This is a genomic window from Bradyrhizobium sp. CCH5-F6, from assembly GCF_001556045.1.
Lineage (GTDB): Bacteria > Pseudomonadota > Alphaproteobacteria > Rhizobiales > Xanthobacteraceae > Bradyrhizobium.
This window is the reverse complement of sequence record NZ_LSIC01000017.1, coordinates 45,998-62,453: the sequence shown is the minus strand read 5'-3', so window position 1 is coordinate 62,453 and position 16,456 is coordinate 45,998. Positions and strand designations below refer to the sequence as shown.

Sequence of the window (16,456 nt, the reverse complement as noted above, 5' to 3'; positions counted from 1 at the left end):
GCACGGCGCGTGCCGTGCCCCTTCGCATTCCTGTCGCCTGGTCTCAGCTGTAGATCTCGAACAGGCCGGCGCCGCCCTGGCCGCCGCCGATGCACATCGTCACCACGCCCCACTTGGCCTTGCGGCGGGCGCCTTCCTGCAGCAGATGGCCGGTGAGACGGGCGCCGGTCATGCCGAAGGGATGGCCGATCGCGATCGAGCCGCCGTTGACGTTGTACTTGGCGGGATCGATGCCGAGCTTGTCGCGGCAATACAGGCACTGGCTGGCGAAGGCCTCGTTGAGCTCCCAGAGATCGATGTCGTCGATCTTGAGGCCGGTGCGCTTGAGCAGCTTCGGGATCGCGAACACCGGGCCGATGCCCATCTCGTCGGGCTCGCAGCCGGCGGTCGCCCAGGCGACGAAGCGGCCGAGCGGCTTGAGGCCGCGCTTCTCGGCATCCTTGGCCTCCATCAGCACCACGGCGGCGGCGCCGTCGGAGAGCTGGCTGGCATTGCCGGCGGTGACGAACTTGCCGGGACCCTTCACCGGCTCGAGTTTTGCCAATCCTTCCAGCGTGGTTTCGGGGCGATTGCATTCGTCGCGGTCTACGACGTAGTCGACGATGCTCTCGGCCTTGGTCGCCTTGTCGACGACCTTCATCTTCGTCTTCATCGGGACGATCTCGTCCTTGTACTTGCCCGCCTGCTGCGACGCCGCCATGCGGCGCTGCGATTCCAGCGAGAACTCGTCCTGGTATTCGCGGCTGAGCTTGTAGCGCTCCGCGACGATGTCGGCGGTGTCGATCATCGCCATGAAGATGTCGGGCGCGACCTTGAGCAGCTCCGGATCGATCGATTCCTTCGGCGTGGCGCCGCCCGGAATCGAGATGCTCTCGACGCCGCCCGCGACGATGCAGTCGGCGCCGTCCGAGCGGATCGAGTTGGCGGCCATCGCGATGGTCTGGAGCCCCGAAGAGCAGAAGCGGTTCACCGAGACGCCCGCGGTGGTCTTCGGCAGGCCGGCGAGCAGCGCGGCCTGGCGGCCGATGTTCGGCGCGCCATGGGCGCAATTGCCGAGATAGCAGTCCTCGACATAGTCCTTCTCGACGCCGGCGCGGTCGACCGCGTGCTGGATGGCGTGGGCCGCGAGCGACATCGGCGGCGTGATGTTGAACCCGCCGCGGCCGGATTTGGCGAGGCCCGTGCGCGCATAGGAAACGATGACGGCTTCACGCATGTGTTTCTCCCTGTCGAAGGATTTTGAACGGAGTGTAGGTACGAAGCGTTCCTGGCGTCATTGGTACACAAAGTTCGGCGGGCGCGGGAAATAAAAACGCCGCCTCCGGTGACAGAGGCGGCGTTGTTCCGCGGGTCGGAATATGTGGCGACAAGCGTGCTAAGATCCGCCTCTGCCGGCTTGCTCTGTCACCTCTCCCCAGCGGGGAGAGGTCGGATTGCGCAGCAATCCGGGTGAGGGGCCGCAGCAATCCGTGAGAGCCCAACCCCTCACCCGGATCGCATCTTGCGATGCGATCCGACCTCTCCCTTCGGGAGAGGTGAAGATCAGAACGCCAGCGCCTTGGCCTGCTTGACCTGCGGCAGGGCCTGCACCTTGGCGAGCAGGTCCGCCGGCACCGCACCGTCGACCTCGACCAGCGCGATGGCATCTGAGCCGGGCGCGACGCGGCCGAGGTGGAAGGTGGCGATGTTGATCCTGGCGTCGCCCAGAAGGCTCGCGAACTTGCCGATGAAGCCCGGCTTGTCCTCGTTGGTGACGTAGATCATCGACTTGCCGAACTCGGCATCGACGCGGATGCCCTTGATGTCGACGAGACGCGGCTTGCCGTCGGCATAGACGGTACCCGAGACCGAACGCTCCTGCCGCTCGGTCGTGACGGTGACGGTGATCAGGCTCTCATAGTCGCTCTGGGCGGCGCGCACGATCTCGTCCACCACCATGCCGCGCTCCTTGGCGATGACCGGCGCCGACACCACGTTGATCTCGCCCAGCATCGGCCGCAACAGACCGGACAGCACCGCGGAGGTGATCGCCTTGATCTTCATCTCGGCGACGTGGCCCTCATAGGTGATCTCGACCTTGAGAATGCCGGTCTCGGTGAGCTGGCCGGCGAAGGAGCCGAGCTTCTCGGCAAGCGCGATGAACGGCTTCAGCTTCGGCGCCTCTTCCGCCGTGATCGAGGGGAAGTTGACGGCGTTCGAAATCGCGCCGGTCAGGAGATAATCCGACATCTGCTCGGCGACCTGGAGCGCGACGTTCTCCTGCGCTTCTGTGGTGGACGCGCCGAGATGCGGCGTGCAGATCACATTGGGGTGGCCGAACAGCACGTTCTTGGTCGCGGGCTCCTCGACGAACACGTCGAAGGCGGCGCCGGCGATGTGCTTGGAGTTGAGCGCATCGACCACCGCCTGCTCGTCGACGAGACCGCCGCGGGCGCAGTTGATCAGGCGCACGCCCTTCTTCATCTTGGCGATCGCGGCCGCGTCGATGATGTTCTTCGTCTTCTCGGTGAGCGGGGTGTGCAGGGTGATGAAATCGGCGCGCTTCAGGAGATCGTCGAGCTCGACCTTCTCGACGCCGATGTCCTTGGCGCGCTCGGGCGACAGGAACGGATCGAACGCGATCACCTTCATGCGCAGGCCGAGCGCGCGGTCGGCGACGATCGAGCCGATATTGCCGCAGCCGATGACGCCGAGCACCTTGCCGGTGATCTCGACGCCCATGAAGCGGTTCTTCTCCCATTTGCCCGCCTGGGTCGAGGCGTCGGCCTGCGGGATCTCGCGCGCCAGCGCCAGCATCAGTGTGATGGCGTGCTCGGCGGTCGTGATCGAATTGCCGAACGGCGTGTTCATCACGATGATGCCCTTGGCCGTGGCGGCGGGGATCTCGACGTTGTCGACGCCGATGCCGGCGCGGCCGATCACCTTCAGTCTGGTCGCCTTCTCGAGGATCTTGGCGGTTGCCTTGGTCGCGGAACGGATCGCAAGGCCGTCGTAATTGCCGATGATCTCGGCGAGCTTGTCCTTGTCCTTGCCGAGATTGGGCTGGAAGTCGACCTCGATGCCGCGGTCCTTGAAGATCTGCACGGCGGCGGGCGAGAGCGCGTCGGAAATGAGAACTTTGGGTTTGGTCATGGGGGATGTTTTCCTTCGCCCCGCAACGAGGGCGGGCCACTGGGCTGATGTGGTGAAGTCTCTGGTCACGTCTCTCTCTCCCCGTTCTTACGGGGAGAGGGTCGGGGTGAGGGGCAGACACAGGCGAGGTGCAAGCCGAGAGAGGCCCCTCACCCGGATCGCTGCGCGATCCGACCTCTCCCCGTAAGAACGGGGAGAGGTGAAGAAAAAAGCTTACGCCGCCTTGGCCAACGTGGCCTTGGTCTCGGCGAAGGCCCAGTCGATCCACTGCGTCAGCAGCTCGACGTCCCTGGCCTCGACGGTGGCGCCGCACCAGATGCGCAGGCCGGCCGGGGCATCGCGGTAATAGGCGAAGTCGTAGCCGGCGCCTTCCTTCTCGACCAGCGCGACCAGCTTCTTGCTGAACTCGGCCTGCGCGTCGTCGGAGAGCGAGGTGATCGCGGGATCGGTGAACTTCAGGCACACCGAGGTGTTGGAGCGGATCGAGGCGTCCTTGGCCAGGAAGTCGATCCACGGCGTCCTCGCCTTCCAGTCGGCGAGCACCTTGGTGTTGGCATCGGCGCGCGCGATCAGCGCCTTGAGGCCGCCGATCGACTTGGCCCAGTTCAGCGCGTCGAGATAATCCTCGACGCAGAGCATCGACGGCGTGTTGATGGTCTCGCCGACGAAGATGCCCTCGTTGATCTTGCCGCCCTTGGTCATGCGGAAGATTTTCGGCAGCGGCCAGGCCGGCTTGTAGGTTTCGAGCCGCTCCACCGCGCGCGGCGACAGGATCAGCATGCCATGCGCGGCCTCGCCGCCGAGCGCCTTCTGCCAGGAGAAGGTGACGACGTCGAGCTTCGGCCAATCGAGCGCCTGCGCGAATGCGGCGGACGTCGCGTCGCAGATGGTCAGGCCCTCGCGGGTCGCGCTGATCCAGTCGGCGTTCGGCACGCGCACGCCTGAGGTGGTGCCGTTCCAGGTGAAGACGACGTCGCTCTTGGGATCGACCTTCGACAGATCGGGAATCTCACCGTAAGCCGCGCTCAGCTTGGTGACGTCCTTGAGCTTCAATTCCTTGACGATGTCGCTGACCCAGCCCTCGCCGAAGGATTCCCAGGCGAGCGTGGTGACGGGCCGCGCACCGAGCAGCGACCACAGCGCCATCTCGACCGCGCCGGTATCGGAGGCCGGCACGATGCCGATGCGGTAATCGGCGGGCACCTCAAGCACTTCGCGCGTCAGATCGATCGCGAGCTTGAGCTTGGTCTTGCCGACCTTCGCGCGATGCGAACGGCCGAGTGCTGCGTCCTTGAGATTTTGGGCGTTCCAGCCGGGGCGCTTGGCGCAGGGGCCGGAGGAGAAATGCGGCACGGTCGGCCGCGAAGCGGGCTTCGCTACAGTCATGATCTACCCTTCCAGATAGTAAGCCTCCCGTTGGGGGGAGGTGTCCCGCCGCGGCTGATACGGGAAACGGGAAGAGTCGTCAAGGAAGTTCCGGGGCCTCACGGGCGAGTGATGGCGCCTCCGGTGCGATCTCCGGGGCTTCGACCGCGGCAAGCGCATTCAGCAGGTCCGTGGCATCGCTGATCAATTGCGCGGCCCTGCGGCGGCTGCCGACCTTCAAAATGCATTCGTCATTGGCCTGAACGACATAGTCGTTGCCGACCTTGATCATTGAATAGCTTGTCATCGAAATCCCCGAACCGACAGAGCTCGGTGTCAGAAGTTGCCGTAGCACCATTCGTTCCTCGTTCAACATGAACGACGGATGCGTAGTTTACCACCGATTAAGATGAACGAATGCGCGATCCGAATTCGCTGATCGCGCAACGTTCGCGCGGAGCTGCTTCAAAAGCGGACAGTCATGCCCACATGGCTCGCCGCAAATCCGAGGCGCTTGTAGAAGCGCTGCGCATCGATTCGCGTCTGATGCGTGAGCAGCTCGACGAGATTGCAGCCGCGTGATTTCGCTTCCGTCAGCGCCCATTGCACCAGCTGCTCGCCGATGCCACGGCTGCGACAATCGGAAGCAACGCGAACGTCCTCGAGCAGACCGCGCACACCGCCCTGCGAGCTGATGCCTGGCAGGATCGCGAGCTGCAGGCAGCCGACCACCCTGCCCGCGCTCTCGGCCACCACGAGCGCAAGATTCGGATCGCGCTCGACCCGCGCGAAGGCCTCGTAATAGGACGCGGGCAACGGATCCTCCACGCGCTCGCGCGCGCGGCCGAGATGATCGTCGGCCAGCATCGCCACGATGGCGGCGACGTCCTCGCGGCGCGCGGGACGGATGGAGACGGCTGCGGCGTTCATGTCATCCAACTCCGCACTCAACGCGCCGGCGAAAGGCCGAGAAAGGCCTCGACTTCGCCGATCCAGCGGCGGACGGACGCGTGGCGGGCGAGATCGAAGCCGCCTTCATGCGCGACACGCGTATAGGCGAGCAGCGACACGTCGGCGAGCGAAACCTCATCGCCGGCGAAGAAGCGGCTGCCGGAGAGATGCTGCTCCATACGGTCGAGCGCAGCATAGCCGCGCTTGACCTTTTCAGGGTCGAGCTCGGAGACGTCCTTGCCGAGATAGACGATCTGGAAGCGGCACACCGCGATGTAGGGCTCGTGGCTGTACTGCTCCCAGAACAGCCATTCGTCCATCTTGGCCGCCGTGAAGGCGTCGGGCGGGATCAGCGCGCTGTCGCGGGCGAGATAGCGGATGATGGCGTTGGACTGCGCCAGTGTGCGGCCGTCGTCGAATGCGACGGTCGGCACCTGGCCGGCGCCGTTCATGGCGAGGAACTGCGGCGTGCGCGTCTCGCCCTTGCGAGTGTCGATCTCAATCCATTGGTAAGGCAGCGCGAGCCTGTCGCAGACCCACTTCACCTTGAGACAATTTCCGGAATTGCTGTCGCCGTATATCTTCATCGCTGCTGCCCCGTTGGGACGACACAGCATCAGGGTCGGCTTGACCTGTCAATCGGCGCCATGCGCACGCGTCAGAACTTGTAGCCGAGCCCGGCGCGGACGGAATTGATGTTCGACTCGATGTCCGCGGTCACGCGCTGGAATTCGTATTCGGCTCGGAAGAACAGCCCACCGACCAGCATGGCGTCCACGCCCAGACCGGCGGAATACCCGTAGACCAGCTTGTCCTTGCTCGCGTAGGTCGTCGCCGGCAGCACAGGCGAAGGCGAGGCCGACGCATAGCGATCGACGGTCTGATAGCCGACGCCGCCGCCGATGAACGCATAGGGCAGAAAGCATCCCCAGGCATAACCGGCGCGGACGCGCAGCGATCCGAAGTCGGAGATGCCGACGACCGCCGAGGATGCGGTGGTGGCGATCAGCGCATTCACATTGTTGAACGTCTGCCCGACCGACCTCGAGGTCGACTTGAAGCCGCCATGAATGTAGTTCGCCTCGATGCCCATCACGACGTCGTCCCATTGCCCGTTATAGCCGGCAAAGACGCCGTAGCCGCCGCTGTTGCTGGTCGCCGCCGCGAGCGGCTGCCAGTTGTAGGCCGGGCCGGGCGTGACGAAGGTCGACTGCATGTCGCTGTTGATGCTGGACGAAATCTTCGAGGTGATGGTGCCGTAATCGCCCTGGCCGCCGACGTAATAGCCCTGCCAGTTGACGGCGGATGTCGTCAGGCCGTCGGTGAAGCTGCCGCGCAGGATCGGCAGGTCAGGCATGTCGGCCGCGTGCGCGGCAGAAACCGTCCCCAACATCGCCGCCGCCAACAAAAGCCTACGCATCACCACGCTCCATCGGACTCGAACCGTTGCGATGATCATCGCCCGTTAACCTTAATCAATGGTTGCGTCAGAGCGCCTCACCGCTGCGAGCAATGAAAAAAACGCAAAGCAAAACGGCGCGGGATGATCCCGCGCCGTTAAGAAGTCCTAATCGATCGACTCGACGATCAGCCCTTGGTGACGAGCGGCGGGGGCATGTAGGCCGGCGGGCTGTTGAGATCCCAGCGCACGCCGATCTTGACGTCGTGCGAAGTGATATCCTTGACCTTGATCGAAGTCGGGCCGGAGGCGCTGTTGTCGAACAAGCGATAGTTGCCGGGCGCCGCGTCGCCGAGATTCATGTAGCTGTAGGCCAGTTCGACGGTGAACCCGGGATTGACCTTGTAGGCGAGACCGGCATGAGCGGCCCAGGCGAGGTTCCATTTGCCGTTGTCGGCGAAGTAGGCGACGCTGTTGTTCAGACCGGGGCTGTACGACACGCCGTCGTCGCGGAAGCCGCTGATCTTGTTGTAGGAGCCACCAACACCGGCGCCGATGAACGGCGTAATGCACCACCAGGTGCCGAGGTCGACATAGGCATTGGCCATGACGACCCACTCGGACTTGCTGCCGCTGTAATTATTGACGCCGACGAAGCCGGGTCCAACGACGTTGTCGCTGCCGTGCAGATTGGCCTTGCCACGGTACTGGCCGATCACGTCGCCGCGGAACCAGTTGTTGAAGCGGTAGCCGACGCCGAGGCCGAACAGCGGCGAAGAGTCGAAACCGAGACCCTCCGTGGACTTCGTATATCCGGCCGGCAGCGCGCTCTCGATGCGCTTGGCGCTCTGGTTGGTCATGCCGATGTCGCCGCGCAGATACCAGCCGCCGAAATCGGCGGGCGGAGCCGGCGGCGCGTACATGGGAGGGGGCGCCGCGATCGGCATGTCGGCGGCGAACGCCATCGACGAGATCAGGGTTGCCGCACCCGCGGCAAGGAGAGACTTAACGCTACGCATTGGCTTCGTCCTTTTGGCCGGTGAGGCAACACCGACGCCTCACGTTCTGGAAACTCACGGCCCGGACGATGCCAGCAAATGTTTAAGCGCCACTTAACCCTAATTTTTAAGGTTGATTTTTTCTCTACGCACACGCGCGCCCCTCGCCAGCGTTGCAAAAACGCCGCGCCAAATGCGGCGACTTCGCCGCATTTCCTAACGATGTGTGAAGCTGGAAGGCGGCGAGACAGGATGCGTCAACGCACGTGCCGCGGCAGCTTGGGCAGGAATACCGCGAGGAGCCCGATCGCCGGAAGCCAGGCACAGACCTGGTAGACGAACGCGATCGAGGTGTGGTCGGCGAGCTTGCCGAGCACGGCCGCGCCCAGGCCCCCGATGCCGAAGGCGACGCCGAAGAACACGCCGGAGATCATGCCGAAGCGGTGCGGCACCAGCTCCTGCGCGAACACGATGATCGACGACGTCGTCGAGGAGATGATCAGACCGATGACGACGCTGAGAACGGCGCTGCCGACGAGCCCCGCATAAGGCAGCGCCAGCGTGAACGGAAGCGCGCCGAGAATCGAGATCCAGATTACGATCTTGCGTCCGAACCGATCGCCCAACGGACCTCCGAGAAACGCGCCCACAGCGTTCGCCGCCAGGAAGACGAAGAGATAGATCTGGGCTGCCTGCGTCGACACGCCGAAGCGGTCGATCAGATAGAAGATGTAGTAGCTCGACAGGCTCGAGACGTAGAGCTGTTTCGAGAACAACAGCGCGACCAGCACGAGCAGCGCCGCCGCGACACGGCGCGAGCTCGGCCCGCCCGGCTCGGTGTGAACGGGGGTCGCCTTCTTCGCCTTGATCTGCGGTGCGTACCAGCGGCCGATGCGCCAGAGGATGAGGATCGCGAGGAAGGCGATCGAAGAGAACCAGGCGATGCTGCCCTGACCGAACGGCACCACGATCAGCGCCGCCAGCACCGGTCCCATCGAGGTGCCGAAACTGCCGCCGAGCTGGAACACCGATTGCGCAAAGCCGTAGCGGCCGCCGGACGCGAGCCGCGCGATGCGCGCCGACTCGGGGTGAAACACCGCCGAACCGAGGCCGACCAACGCGGCGGCGACGAGGATGACGAGATATTGGTGCGCGGCGCTGAGCAGCAACAGGCCGAAGAACGTCGCGGCCATGCCGATCGCCAGCGAATAGGGCTGCGCCTTCTTGTCGGTATAGTGGCCGACCACCGGCTGCAGCAGCGAGGCCGTGAACTGGAAAGCCAGCGTGATCATGCCGATCTGCGCGAAGTCGAGCGCGTAGGTGTCCTTCAGGATCGGATACACCGAGGCGATCAGCGACTGCATGGTGTCGTTGAGGAAGTGCGAGAAGCTGATGCCGGCAAGCACGACATAAGCCGGCCCCGCGGCCCTGGCGGCAGCGGGCGCCACGTCGGCGACGACGACGGGCTCGGTCAGCGTTTCCTCGGAGACGACGACAGGCTTGTTCACTGAAGCATCCCGGCGCGGCAGGCTGCCGCGAGCTCTTGGGTACGATGGTGGCGACGGCCGAACCACCACCAATCGCAAATGGCTGGGATGCGTGGTCCCTGCTGCGAGGTTCGTAGCCCGGATGGAGCGAAGCGCAATCCGGGTCCTTATCGCCTGTTGCGCGAATCCCGGATTTCGCTTCGCTCCATCCGGGCTACAGTTGTGCCCTACGCCGCGGCCTGGCCGAGCGCCAGGACGATGGTGTCGACGACGTCTTCGACCAGGATGCGGTCCTCGCCTTCGCCCATGACGCGGATCACGGGCTCCGTGCCCGAGGAGCGGATCAAGAGACGGCCGTGGCCGTTGAGCCGCTTCTCGCCGTCCGAGATCGCCGACTTGACGTCGGAATCGTCGAGCGGCTTGCCGCCCTTGTGGCGAACGTTCTTGAGGATCTGCGGCAGCGGATCGAAGCGGTGGCAGACTTCGGAGACGGGACGGCGCAGCTTCTGCACCACGGCCAGCACCTGCAAGGCGGCAACGAAGCCGTCGCCGGTGGTGGCATAGTCGGACAGGATGATGTGGCCGGACTGCTCGCCGCCGAGATTGTAGCCGCCGTTCAGCATCTGCTCGAGCACGTAGCGGTCGCCGACCGGCGTTCGCACGAGTTCGAGCCCCTGCCCTTGCAGGAAGCGTTCGAGCCCGAGATTGGACATCACGGTGGCGACGATGCCCGGCCGCGACAGCCGGCCGTCTTCCTTCCAGCTCTGCGCGATCACCGCGAGCAACTGGTCGCCGTCGACGACGTGGCCGCGCTCGTCGACCAGGATGACGCGGTCGGCGTCACCGTCGAGCGCGATGCCGATGTCGGCGCGCATCTCGCGCACCTTTTTCGACAGTGCTTCCGGCGAAGTCGAGCCGCATTCCTTGTTGATGTTGAAGCCGTCGGGCTCGACGCCGATCGGCACGACGTCGGCGCCCAGCTCCCACAGCGCCTCCGGCACCACCTTGTAGGCGGCACCGTTCGCGCAATCGACCACGACGCGCAGGCCGTCCAGCGACAGATCGCGCGGCAGCGTGCGCTTGGCGAATTCGATGTAGCGGTCGTGCACGCCGTCGATACGGCGGGCGCGCCCGAGGCTCGCGCTCTGTGCGAGCCGCTTGTCGAGAGACTCGTCGAGCAGCTGCTCGATCTGCTTCTCGACGTCGTCGGAAAGCTTGAAGCCCTGCGGCCCGAACAGCTTGATGCCGTTGTCCTCGAACAGATTGTGCGAGGCCGAGATCATCACGCCGAGGTCGGCGCGCATCGACTTGGTCAGCATCGCGACGGCCGGTGTCGGCATCGGGCCGACCAGCAGCACGTCCATGCCGACCGAGGTGAAGCCTGCAACCATCGCATATTCGATCATGTAGCCGGACAGCCGCGTGTCCTTGCCGATCACGACCCGGTGGCGGTGGTCGCCGCGCTGAAACGCCAGGCCAGCGGCCTGGCCGACCTTGAGCGCGAGCTCCGGCGTGATCAGTCCGTTGGCGCGGCCCCTGATCCCGTCCGTCCCGAAATATTTGCGGCTCATATCGTCCCCCAAGGCAACAACCAGGGGATCCCCTCGCAACCACGGGCTGCCCGAAGGAGGCCCGCATCCCTGATTTGCTTGGGGTCTTATAGTCCCATTGCGGCTAACTTGGCTTCAAAAAATATGATGAATCATTACGGAACCGGCAGCGGCCGGCTCGGTAAGATCCTGTTAACACTATATTTCCTGCCGGAAAGCCGCACCGGGGCGGGAACCCCGCCTCTAGCCTTTGCGCTTCACATGGCCGTCCTCACGGCTCGGCGCCGGCTGGGTCACGTTGACCGGATCGGAGCCCGGAAAGGTCTCTTCCAGTCCCTCTTCCAGCGCCTCCTCGAGATCGTGCTTCTCCTTGATCTCTTCCGGCGAAGGTCCAGTGTGCGGCTTCGTCATGGCGCCCTCCCGCAAAACGTTCTGCAAACGATTTGGCTGTGCATCCAACCATGCTAGATGACCCCGAAATCTTCCGATGCAAGACTTCCGAGTAAGACGGGCCGGGGAAACGACATGAAGCACATCACCTGTATCGACGATCTTCGCACGCTGCACCAGCGCCGCGTGCCGAAGGCGTTCTTCGACTATTGCGACCGCGGCTCCTATGCGGAGGAAACGCTGCGCGCCAACCGCGAGGACATGCAGGCGATCAAGTTCCGCCAGCGCATCCTGGTCGACGTCTCCAAGCGCGACACCTCGACCACGATCCTCGGCGAACCCTCGACCATGCCGCTGATGCTCGCGCCCGTGGGCCTGCTCGGCATGCAGCATGGCGACGGCGAGATCCACGCCTGCCGCGCCGCCCAGGCCGCCGGCATCCCGTTCACGCAGTCGACGATGTCGATCTGCTCGATCGAGGACATCGCCGCCAATGTCGAGAAGCCGTTCTGGTTCCAGCTTTACGTGATGAAGGACCGCGGCTTCATCAAGGAATTGATCCAGCGCGCGATGGCGGCGAAATGCAGCGCGCTGGTGCTCACCGTCGACCTGCAGGTGATCGGCCAGCGCCATGCCGACATCAAGAACGGCATGACGGTGCCCCCCGAATGGTCGCTGTCGAAGCTGCTGGACTTCGCCAGCAAGCCGGCCTGGGTCTCCGGCGTGCTGCAAGGCAAGCGCCGCACCTTCGGCAACATCGCCGGCCACGTGAAGAACACCGAGGATCTCAACCGCCTCGCCGAATGGACGGCGTCGCAGTTCGACACCTCGCTGAACTGGAAGGACGTCGACTGGGTCCGCAGCATCTGGCCGGGCAAGCTCGTCATCAAGGGCATTCTCGACGTCGAGGACGCCGAGGAAGCCGCCAAGACCGGCGCGCAGGCCCTCGTCGTCTCCAACCACGGCGGCCGCCAGCTCGACGGCGCGCCGTCCTCGATCGAGGTGTTGCCGGAGATCGCCGACGCGGTCGGCGACAAGATGGAGATCATGTTCGACGGCGGCATCCGCTCCGGCCAGGACGTGATGCGCGCGCTCGCGCTCGGCGCAAAGTCCTGCATGATCGGCCGCGCCTATGCCTATGGCCTGGGCGCCGGCGGCCAGGCCGGCGTCGCCAAGGCGATCGACATCATCCAGAAGGAGCTGCTCACCACCATGGGCCTGTGCGGCGTCAACCGGATCGACGAGATCGACGATCATGTGATTGCGGTGTGAGCGCGGAGACGGTGCCGTAGCGTAGGGTGGGCAAAGCGAAGCGTGCCCACCACCTTTCGCGCGACGTAAAGCAGATGTGGGCACGGCGCAAAGGCGCCTTTGCCCACACTACGACGCTACGGAAGCGTACCTCCCCACCTCACATCGGCGGCGTGAGGCCGTCGCGGCCGACGCTGACGCGGTTGGCCTCGAACGAGCCATCCGGCAATTGCTTGATGAAGGCGATGACCTTGGCGCCCGGCTTCAACTCGGATTTGTCGCTCGGCACGAAGGTCACCACCGGCGTGTTGTCGGCGACGAACACCTTCTTCTCGCCGTCCTTGTACTTGACCAGCAGCGTGTGACCGTCGTTGCCGACGACGCTTTCGGCCACCGTCGCATTGGTCATGCTGGAGTTCGGCTTGAGGTCCCAGGGCCGCGAGCCTTCGCCGGTGCCGCGCATGCTCTCCGGAAACACGTGGACCTCGACGGCGTTCTGGCTGCCGTCCGGTCCCGGCACGGTGGTCGCGCCGATGAACGAACCCGGCTTGACGTCGGCGAGTGAAATCCTGGTAATGCCCGACACGTTCACGTCAGAAGCGAGGTGAAGCTTCACGTCCTCGCCGGTGCGCGACTTGACCTGCATGGTGTCGTTATTGACGCTTTCGATGGTGCCGCGCACGCGCGTCGGCACCGGCGCCCTCTGGGCGAAGGCGCAGTAAGTCGAGACGACCACCATCGCGACGGCGATCAGTGGACGTGTGAAAGTAGCGCGTTGAATCGTCATGATGGTCTCCGATCGTCCCCACGGGGGTAGAACTCCGGAGATGGTGTGCTATTCGCCGCGTCCCTCTCAAGTCTTTGTGAGATCGGCCTCGACCAGCGCACGGAGCTCGGCGGTGACCTCGGGCCGCCGGCCGAACCACAGCTCGAAGCCGCGCACCGCCTGGTGCAGCAGCATGCCGAGCCCGTCGGCGGTCTTCAGGCCGCGCGCCCTTGCCGCGGCGAGCAGCGGCGTCACCAGCGGAACATAGACGAGATCGGCAACGACTGCCGCTTGCGGCAGGCGTGCGACATCAACATCGAGTGAAGGCTGGCCGCGCATGCCGAGCGAGGTCGTGTTCACGAGAAGTCCTGCGCGCGGCAGCACGTCGTCGATCGCGTCCCACGGCAGCGGACGCACGTTCGGCCCGAACTGCTTTGCCAGCGTCTCGGCCCGCGCGACGGTACGATTGGCGACGTGCACGCATTTGATGCCGCGTTCGAGCAGGCCGAACACGACCGCGCGCGAGGATCCTCCGGCGCCAAGCACCAGCGCCTCCTCGGCCGCGCCCCAGCCTGGCGCGCTGGCGTCGAGATTGTTGATGAAGCCTTCGACGTCGGTGTTGGTCGAACGCAGCTCGCCATCGGCAAACCACAGCGTGTTCGCTGCGCCGACCGCCTGTGCGCGGGCGTCGGGCGTCGACAGCGCCAGCACGCCTTCCTTGTGCGGGATGGTGACGTTGGCACCGACGAAGCCGCGCAACGACAGCCGCAGCACGAAATCGCGCAGGTCCTCGGGCGGCACCGCCTCGATGACGTAGCCGCCCTCGATGCCGAGCGTGCGCAGCCAGTGATGATGGATCAGTGGCGAGCGCGAATGCGCCGCCGGCCATCCGATCAGACAGGCTGCGGGGGTCTTGCGCGCGGTCATCTTTCCCTCGGGTCGTTTCCGAGGCGATCCATTTCGCGTCCGGCGGGGTCTGTCAAGCGCGCGGGACGCCCGCTAGTCCGCGGCAGCCTCAGCGGGCGCAGAGCCCTTGATGTCGGCGATGGCGCGCTCGAGGCTCGTGCGATAGCGCGCGCGCGGCGGCGTGACACCATGGGTGAGCAGCGCGCGGCGGACCGTGGGCGAGGCTCCCGTGATGAACAGCCTGATGCCCTGGCGGTGCGCCTTGGCGGCGACGCGGCCAAGCACGTTGGCCGCGGTCGAATCCAGGAACGGCACCGCGGCGAAGTCGACCACGAAGGCCTTGCGCCCGTCGGCGACGCCGTCGAGCACGCTGCCGATCGCCGAGGCGGCGCCGAAGAAGAACGCACCGGTGATGCGATAGACCAGCACGTCGCGATCGACCGCGAGGGCGGGATCGTAGGGAACACGCGCGCCGTTGCCGTCGTCGGGTCGATCGGCGGCTACGAACGGTGCGCGCTCCTCAATGCCCGTCATCTCCGACATGCGGTGAATGAACAGCACCGCGCCGAGTGCGAAGCCGACGAGAATGCCTTCGGTCAGGTCGCGGAAGACCGTGAGCAGGAAAGTCGAAAGCAGCACGACGGCATCGCCCCATGATGAGCGCAGGAGCGTGGCGAATTCGTGCTTCTCCGCCATGGTCCAGGCCACCACGACCAGGACCGAGGCGAGCGCGGCCAGCGGAATGTAGCTCGCCAGCGGCGCCGCGATCAGCATGAACAGCAGCAGGAACACCGAATGCAGCATGCCCGCGAGCGGACCGCGCGCGCCGGCGCGGATGTTGGTGGCGGTGCGAGCGATCAGGCCGGTGACGCAGATGCCGCCGAACAGCGCCGAGCCTATATTGGCCGCGCCTTGCGCCACCAGCTCGCAATTCGAGCGGTGACGGCGGCCGGTCATGCCGTCGGCGACCACCGCCGACAGCAGCGATTCGATGGCGGCCAGCAGCGCGAAGGCGATCGCGTCCGGCAGCACCGCCCTTGCCTTCTCCAGCGAGAACGCGGGCAGCGCCGGCGAGGGAAGTTCGCGCGGAATGCCGCCGAAGCGCGAGCCGATGGTCTCGACGGGGAGCGACAGCAGCGCAGTCGCGACCGCAGCAAACACGACCGCGATCAGAATACCGGGCCAGGACGGCCGCCAGCGCCGCAAGGCGGCGATGATGGCGATGCTGACGATGGCGACCGCGACGGCGGACGGATTGACGGTGTTGAGGCCGCCGGCGAGCGCGACGAGCTTCGGCACGAACTCGCTGGGTTCCTTCCCCGTGAGCGTGATGCCTGAGAGATCGCGGAGCTGGCTGGCAAAGATGATGACCGCGATGCCGGCGGTGAAGCCGACCGTCACCGGATAGGGAATGAACTTGATGTAGGTGCCGACCCGCAACAGGCCCGCGGCGATCAGGAACAGGCCCGCCATCAGGGTCGCGAGGATGACACCGTCGACGCCGTGACGCTCCGCGGTCGCGGCGACCAGGACGATGAAGGCGCCGGCAGGTCCGCCGATCTGGAACCGGCTGCCGCCGAGCAGGGATGCGATGAAGCCGCCGACGACGGCGGTGTAGAGGCCGCGGTCGGGCGTCACGCCCGAGGCGATGGCGATCGCCATCGACAGCGGCAGCGCGACGATCGCGACCGTCAGGCCCGCGAAAACGTCGGCACGGAAGTCCGCCAAGCCATAGCCTTCGCGCCAGACGGTGACGAGCTTTGGCAGATACAGTTCGGCAAAGGTCGGCCGGCGAAGCTGATGCAGTTTGCCCGCGTGATCGCTCGTGATGCTCATCTCAGCAAAGTGCTCCGCTGCCCCACAATGCCCCGAAGCATCGTGCGTCGCGTGTTGCCGAGGCGCGACGATGCGCTAGCTCATCCTGATCCCGAGCACGATCAATACAAGATCATGCCCCCACCCGTCGCGGCGGCCCCGGCTCCTTGAGACGAACGCCACGCCCGCCGCTGTCGCTGCGCGCCTGCTCGCCGATCAGCTCGACGCCGGCCCGATCGAACGCGTCGACCACCTTGATCAGGGTCTCGACGACGCCGCGAACATTGCCGGTAGAAGCCTCCATCCGCTGGATGGTCGGCAGCGACACGCCGGCGAGCTCGGCCAAGGCTTTCTGGTCAATGCCGAGCAGCGCCCGCGCCGCCCGCATCTGAAATGACGTGATCAACTTGGCCTCACGTATGAGATACTATAAGTGATATCCTACA

The 16,456-nt window shown here is 65.3% G+C and carries 16 protein-coding genes; 1 reads left to right on the top strand and 15 read right to left on the bottom strand.

Annotation, left to right across the window (positions count from 1 at the left end; genetic code table 11):
• Positions 1-43: 43 nt before the first annotated feature.
• From AX729_RS03630 to AX729_RS40365, 11 genes are all read right to left on the bottom strand, one after another.
• On the bottom strand, positions 44-1,216 hold the full coding sequence (locus AX729_RS03630; protein ID WP_061020535.1) for a thiolase family protein: 1,173 nt from the start codon (positions 1,214-1,216) through the stop codon (positions 44-46).
• 326 nt (positions 1,217-1,542) lie between these two features.
• A complete protein-coding gene (gene serA / locus AX729_RS03625; protein WP_061020534.1) occupies positions 1,543-3,132 on the bottom strand; it encodes a phosphoglycerate dehydrogenase in 1,590 nt (529 codons plus the stop codon).
• 213 nt (positions 3,133-3,345) lie between these two features.
• Positions 3,346-4,518, bottom strand: coding sequence for a phosphoserine transaminase (locus AX729_RS03620; RefSeq protein ID WP_061020533.1), 1,173 nt, complete (start codon positions 4,516-4,518; stop codon positions 3,346-3,348).
• Between the two features lie 79 nt (positions 4,519-4,597).
• Positions 4,598-4,789 (bottom strand): hypothetical protein, encoded by a 192-nt coding sequence (locus AX729_RS03615; RefSeq protein WP_245325045.1) that lies wholly within the window; start codon positions 4,787-4,789, stop codon positions 4,598-4,600.
• A 173-nt stretch (positions 4,790-4,962) separates the two neighbouring features.
• Complete coding sequence (locus tag AX729_RS03610; protein ID WP_061020531.1) at positions 4,963-5,427, bottom strand: GNAT family N-acetyltransferase; 465 nt, start codon at positions 5,425-5,427, stop codon at positions 4,963-4,965.
• A gap of 17 nt (positions 5,428-5,444) precedes the next feature.
• Positions 5,445-6,035 (bottom strand): glutathione S-transferase family protein, encoded by a 591-nt coding sequence (locus AX729_RS03605; protein ID WP_061020530.1) that lies wholly within the window; start codon positions 6,033-6,035, stop codon positions 5,445-5,447.
• Between the two features lie 71 nt (positions 6,036-6,106).
• On the bottom strand, positions 6,107-6,868 hold the full coding sequence (locus AX729_RS03600) for an outer membrane protein (protein WP_061020562.1): 762 nt from the start codon (positions 6,866-6,868) through the stop codon (positions 6,107-6,109).
• 167 nt (positions 6,869-7,035) lie between these two features.
• A complete protein-coding gene (locus AX729_RS03595) occupies positions 7,036-7,866 on the bottom strand; it encodes an outer membrane protein (protein ID WP_061020529.1) in 831 nt (276 codons plus the stop codon).
• A 236-nt stretch (positions 7,867-8,102) separates the two neighbouring features.
• Positions 8,103-9,353: an MFS transporter gene (locus tag AX729_RS03590; RefSeq protein ID WP_061020528.1), complete on the bottom strand. Its 1,251-nt coding sequence runs from the start codon at positions 9,351-9,353 to the stop codon at positions 8,103-8,105.
• Positions 9,354-9,559: 206 nt separating this feature from the next.
• A complete protein-coding gene (glmM, locus tag AX729_RS03585) occupies positions 9,560-10,903 on the bottom strand; it encodes a phosphoglucosamine mutase (protein ID WP_061020527.1) in 1,344 nt (447 codons plus the stop codon).
• A gap of 222 nt (positions 10,904-11,125) precedes the next feature.
• A complete protein-coding gene (locus AX729_RS40365; RefSeq protein ID WP_197433529.1) occupies positions 11,126-11,293 on the bottom strand; it encodes a hypothetical protein in 168 nt (55 codons plus the stop codon).
• Positions 11,294-11,407: 114 nt separating this feature from the next.
• On the opposite strand from AX729_RS40365, the gene AX729_RS03580 reads away from it, so the two are divergent.
• Positions 11,408-12,544 carry an alpha-hydroxy acid oxidase gene (locus AX729_RS03580; protein WP_061020526.1) on the top strand — a complete coding sequence of 379 codons (1,137 nt, stop codon included), beginning with the start codon at positions 11,408-11,410 and terminating at the stop codon, positions 12,542-12,544.
• A gap of 139 nt (positions 12,545-12,683) precedes the next feature.
• Here the strand turns inward: AX729_RS03580 and AX729_RS03575 are convergent, their stop codons facing one another.
• The 4 genes from AX729_RS03575 to AX729_RS03560 all read right to left on the bottom strand — a co-directional run bounded on the left by AX729_RS03575 (position 12,684) and on the right by AX729_RS03560 (position 16,416).
• Positions 12,684-13,310 (bottom strand): hypothetical protein, encoded by a 627-nt coding sequence (locus AX729_RS03575; protein ID WP_061020525.1) that lies wholly within the window; start codon positions 13,308-13,310, stop codon positions 12,684-12,686.
• A gap of 66 nt (positions 13,311-13,376) precedes the next feature.
• A complete protein-coding gene (locus AX729_RS03570) occupies positions 13,377-14,216 on the bottom strand; it encodes a shikimate dehydrogenase (protein ID WP_061020524.1) in 840 nt (279 codons plus the stop codon).
• Positions 14,217-14,288: 72 nt separating this feature from the next.
• The gene (locus tag AX729_RS03565) at positions 14,289-16,031 is read right to left on the bottom strand and encodes a SulP family inorganic anion transporter (protein WP_061020523.1); all 1,743 of its coding nucleotides are present in this window, start codon (positions 16,029-16,031) and stop codon (positions 14,289-14,291) included.
• A 112-nt stretch (positions 16,032-16,143) separates the two neighbouring features.
• Positions 16,144-16,416 (bottom strand): helix-turn-helix domain-containing protein, encoded by a 273-nt coding sequence (locus tag AX729_RS03560; RefSeq protein ID WP_061020522.1) that lies wholly within the window; start codon positions 16,414-16,416, stop codon positions 16,144-16,146.
• Between the last annotated feature and the right edge of the window lie 40 nt (positions 16,417-16,456).

Bases quoted from the DNA above. Each gene is read 5' to 3' on its own strand.
- AX729_RS03630 (WP_061020535.1), bottom strand. From the start codon at position 1,216: ATGCGTGAAGCCGTCATCGTTTCCTATGCGCGCACGGGCCTCGCCAAA.
- serA (WP_061020534.1), bottom strand. From the start codon at position 3,132: ATGACCAAACCCAAAGTTCTCATTTCCGACGCGCTCTCGCCCGCCGCC.
- AX729_RS03620 (WP_061020533.1), bottom strand. From the start codon at position 4,518: ATGACTGTAGCGAAGCCCGCTTCGCGGCCGACCGTGCCGCATTTCTCC.
- AX729_RS03615 (WP_245325045.1), bottom strand. From the start codon at position 4,789: ATGATCAAGGTCGGCAACGACTATGTCGTTCAGGCCAATGACGAATGC.
- AX729_RS03610 (WP_061020531.1), bottom strand. From the start codon at position 5,427: ATGAACGCCGCAGCCGTCTCCATCCGTCCCGCGCGCCGCGAGGACGTC.
- AX729_RS03605 (WP_061020530.1), bottom strand. From the start codon at position 6,035: ATGAAGATATACGGCGACAGCAATTCCGGAAATTGTCTCAAGGTGAAG.
- AX729_RS03600 (WP_061020562.1), bottom strand. From the start codon at position 6,868: ATGCGTAGGCTTTTGTTGGCGGCGGCGATGTTGGGGACGGTTTCTGCC.
- AX729_RS03595 (WP_061020529.1), bottom strand. From the start codon at position 7,866: ATGCGTAGCGTTAAGTCTCTCCTTGCCGCGGGTGCGGCAACCCTGATC.
- glmM (WP_061020527.1), bottom strand. From the start codon at position 10,903: ATGAGCCGCAAATATTTCGGGACGGACGGGATCAGGGGCCGCGCCAAC.
- AX729_RS40365 (WP_197433529.1), bottom strand. From the start codon at position 11,293: ATGACGAAGCCGCACACTGGACCTTCGCCGGAAGAGATCAAGGAGAAG.
- AX729_RS03580 (WP_061020526.1), top strand. From the start codon at position 11,408: ATGAAGCACATCACCTGTATCGACGATCTTCGCACGCTGCACCAGCGC.
- AX729_RS03575 (WP_061020525.1), bottom strand. From the start codon at position 13,310: ATGACGATTCAACGCGCTACTTTCACACGTCCACTGATCGCCGTCGCG.
- AX729_RS03570 (WP_061020524.1), bottom strand. From the start codon at position 14,216: ATGACCGCGCGCAAGACCCCCGCAGCCTGTCTGATCGGATGGCCGGCG.
- AX729_RS03565 (WP_061020523.1), bottom strand. From the start codon at position 16,031: ATGAGCATCACGAGCGATCACGCGGGCAAACTGCATCAGCTTCGCCGG.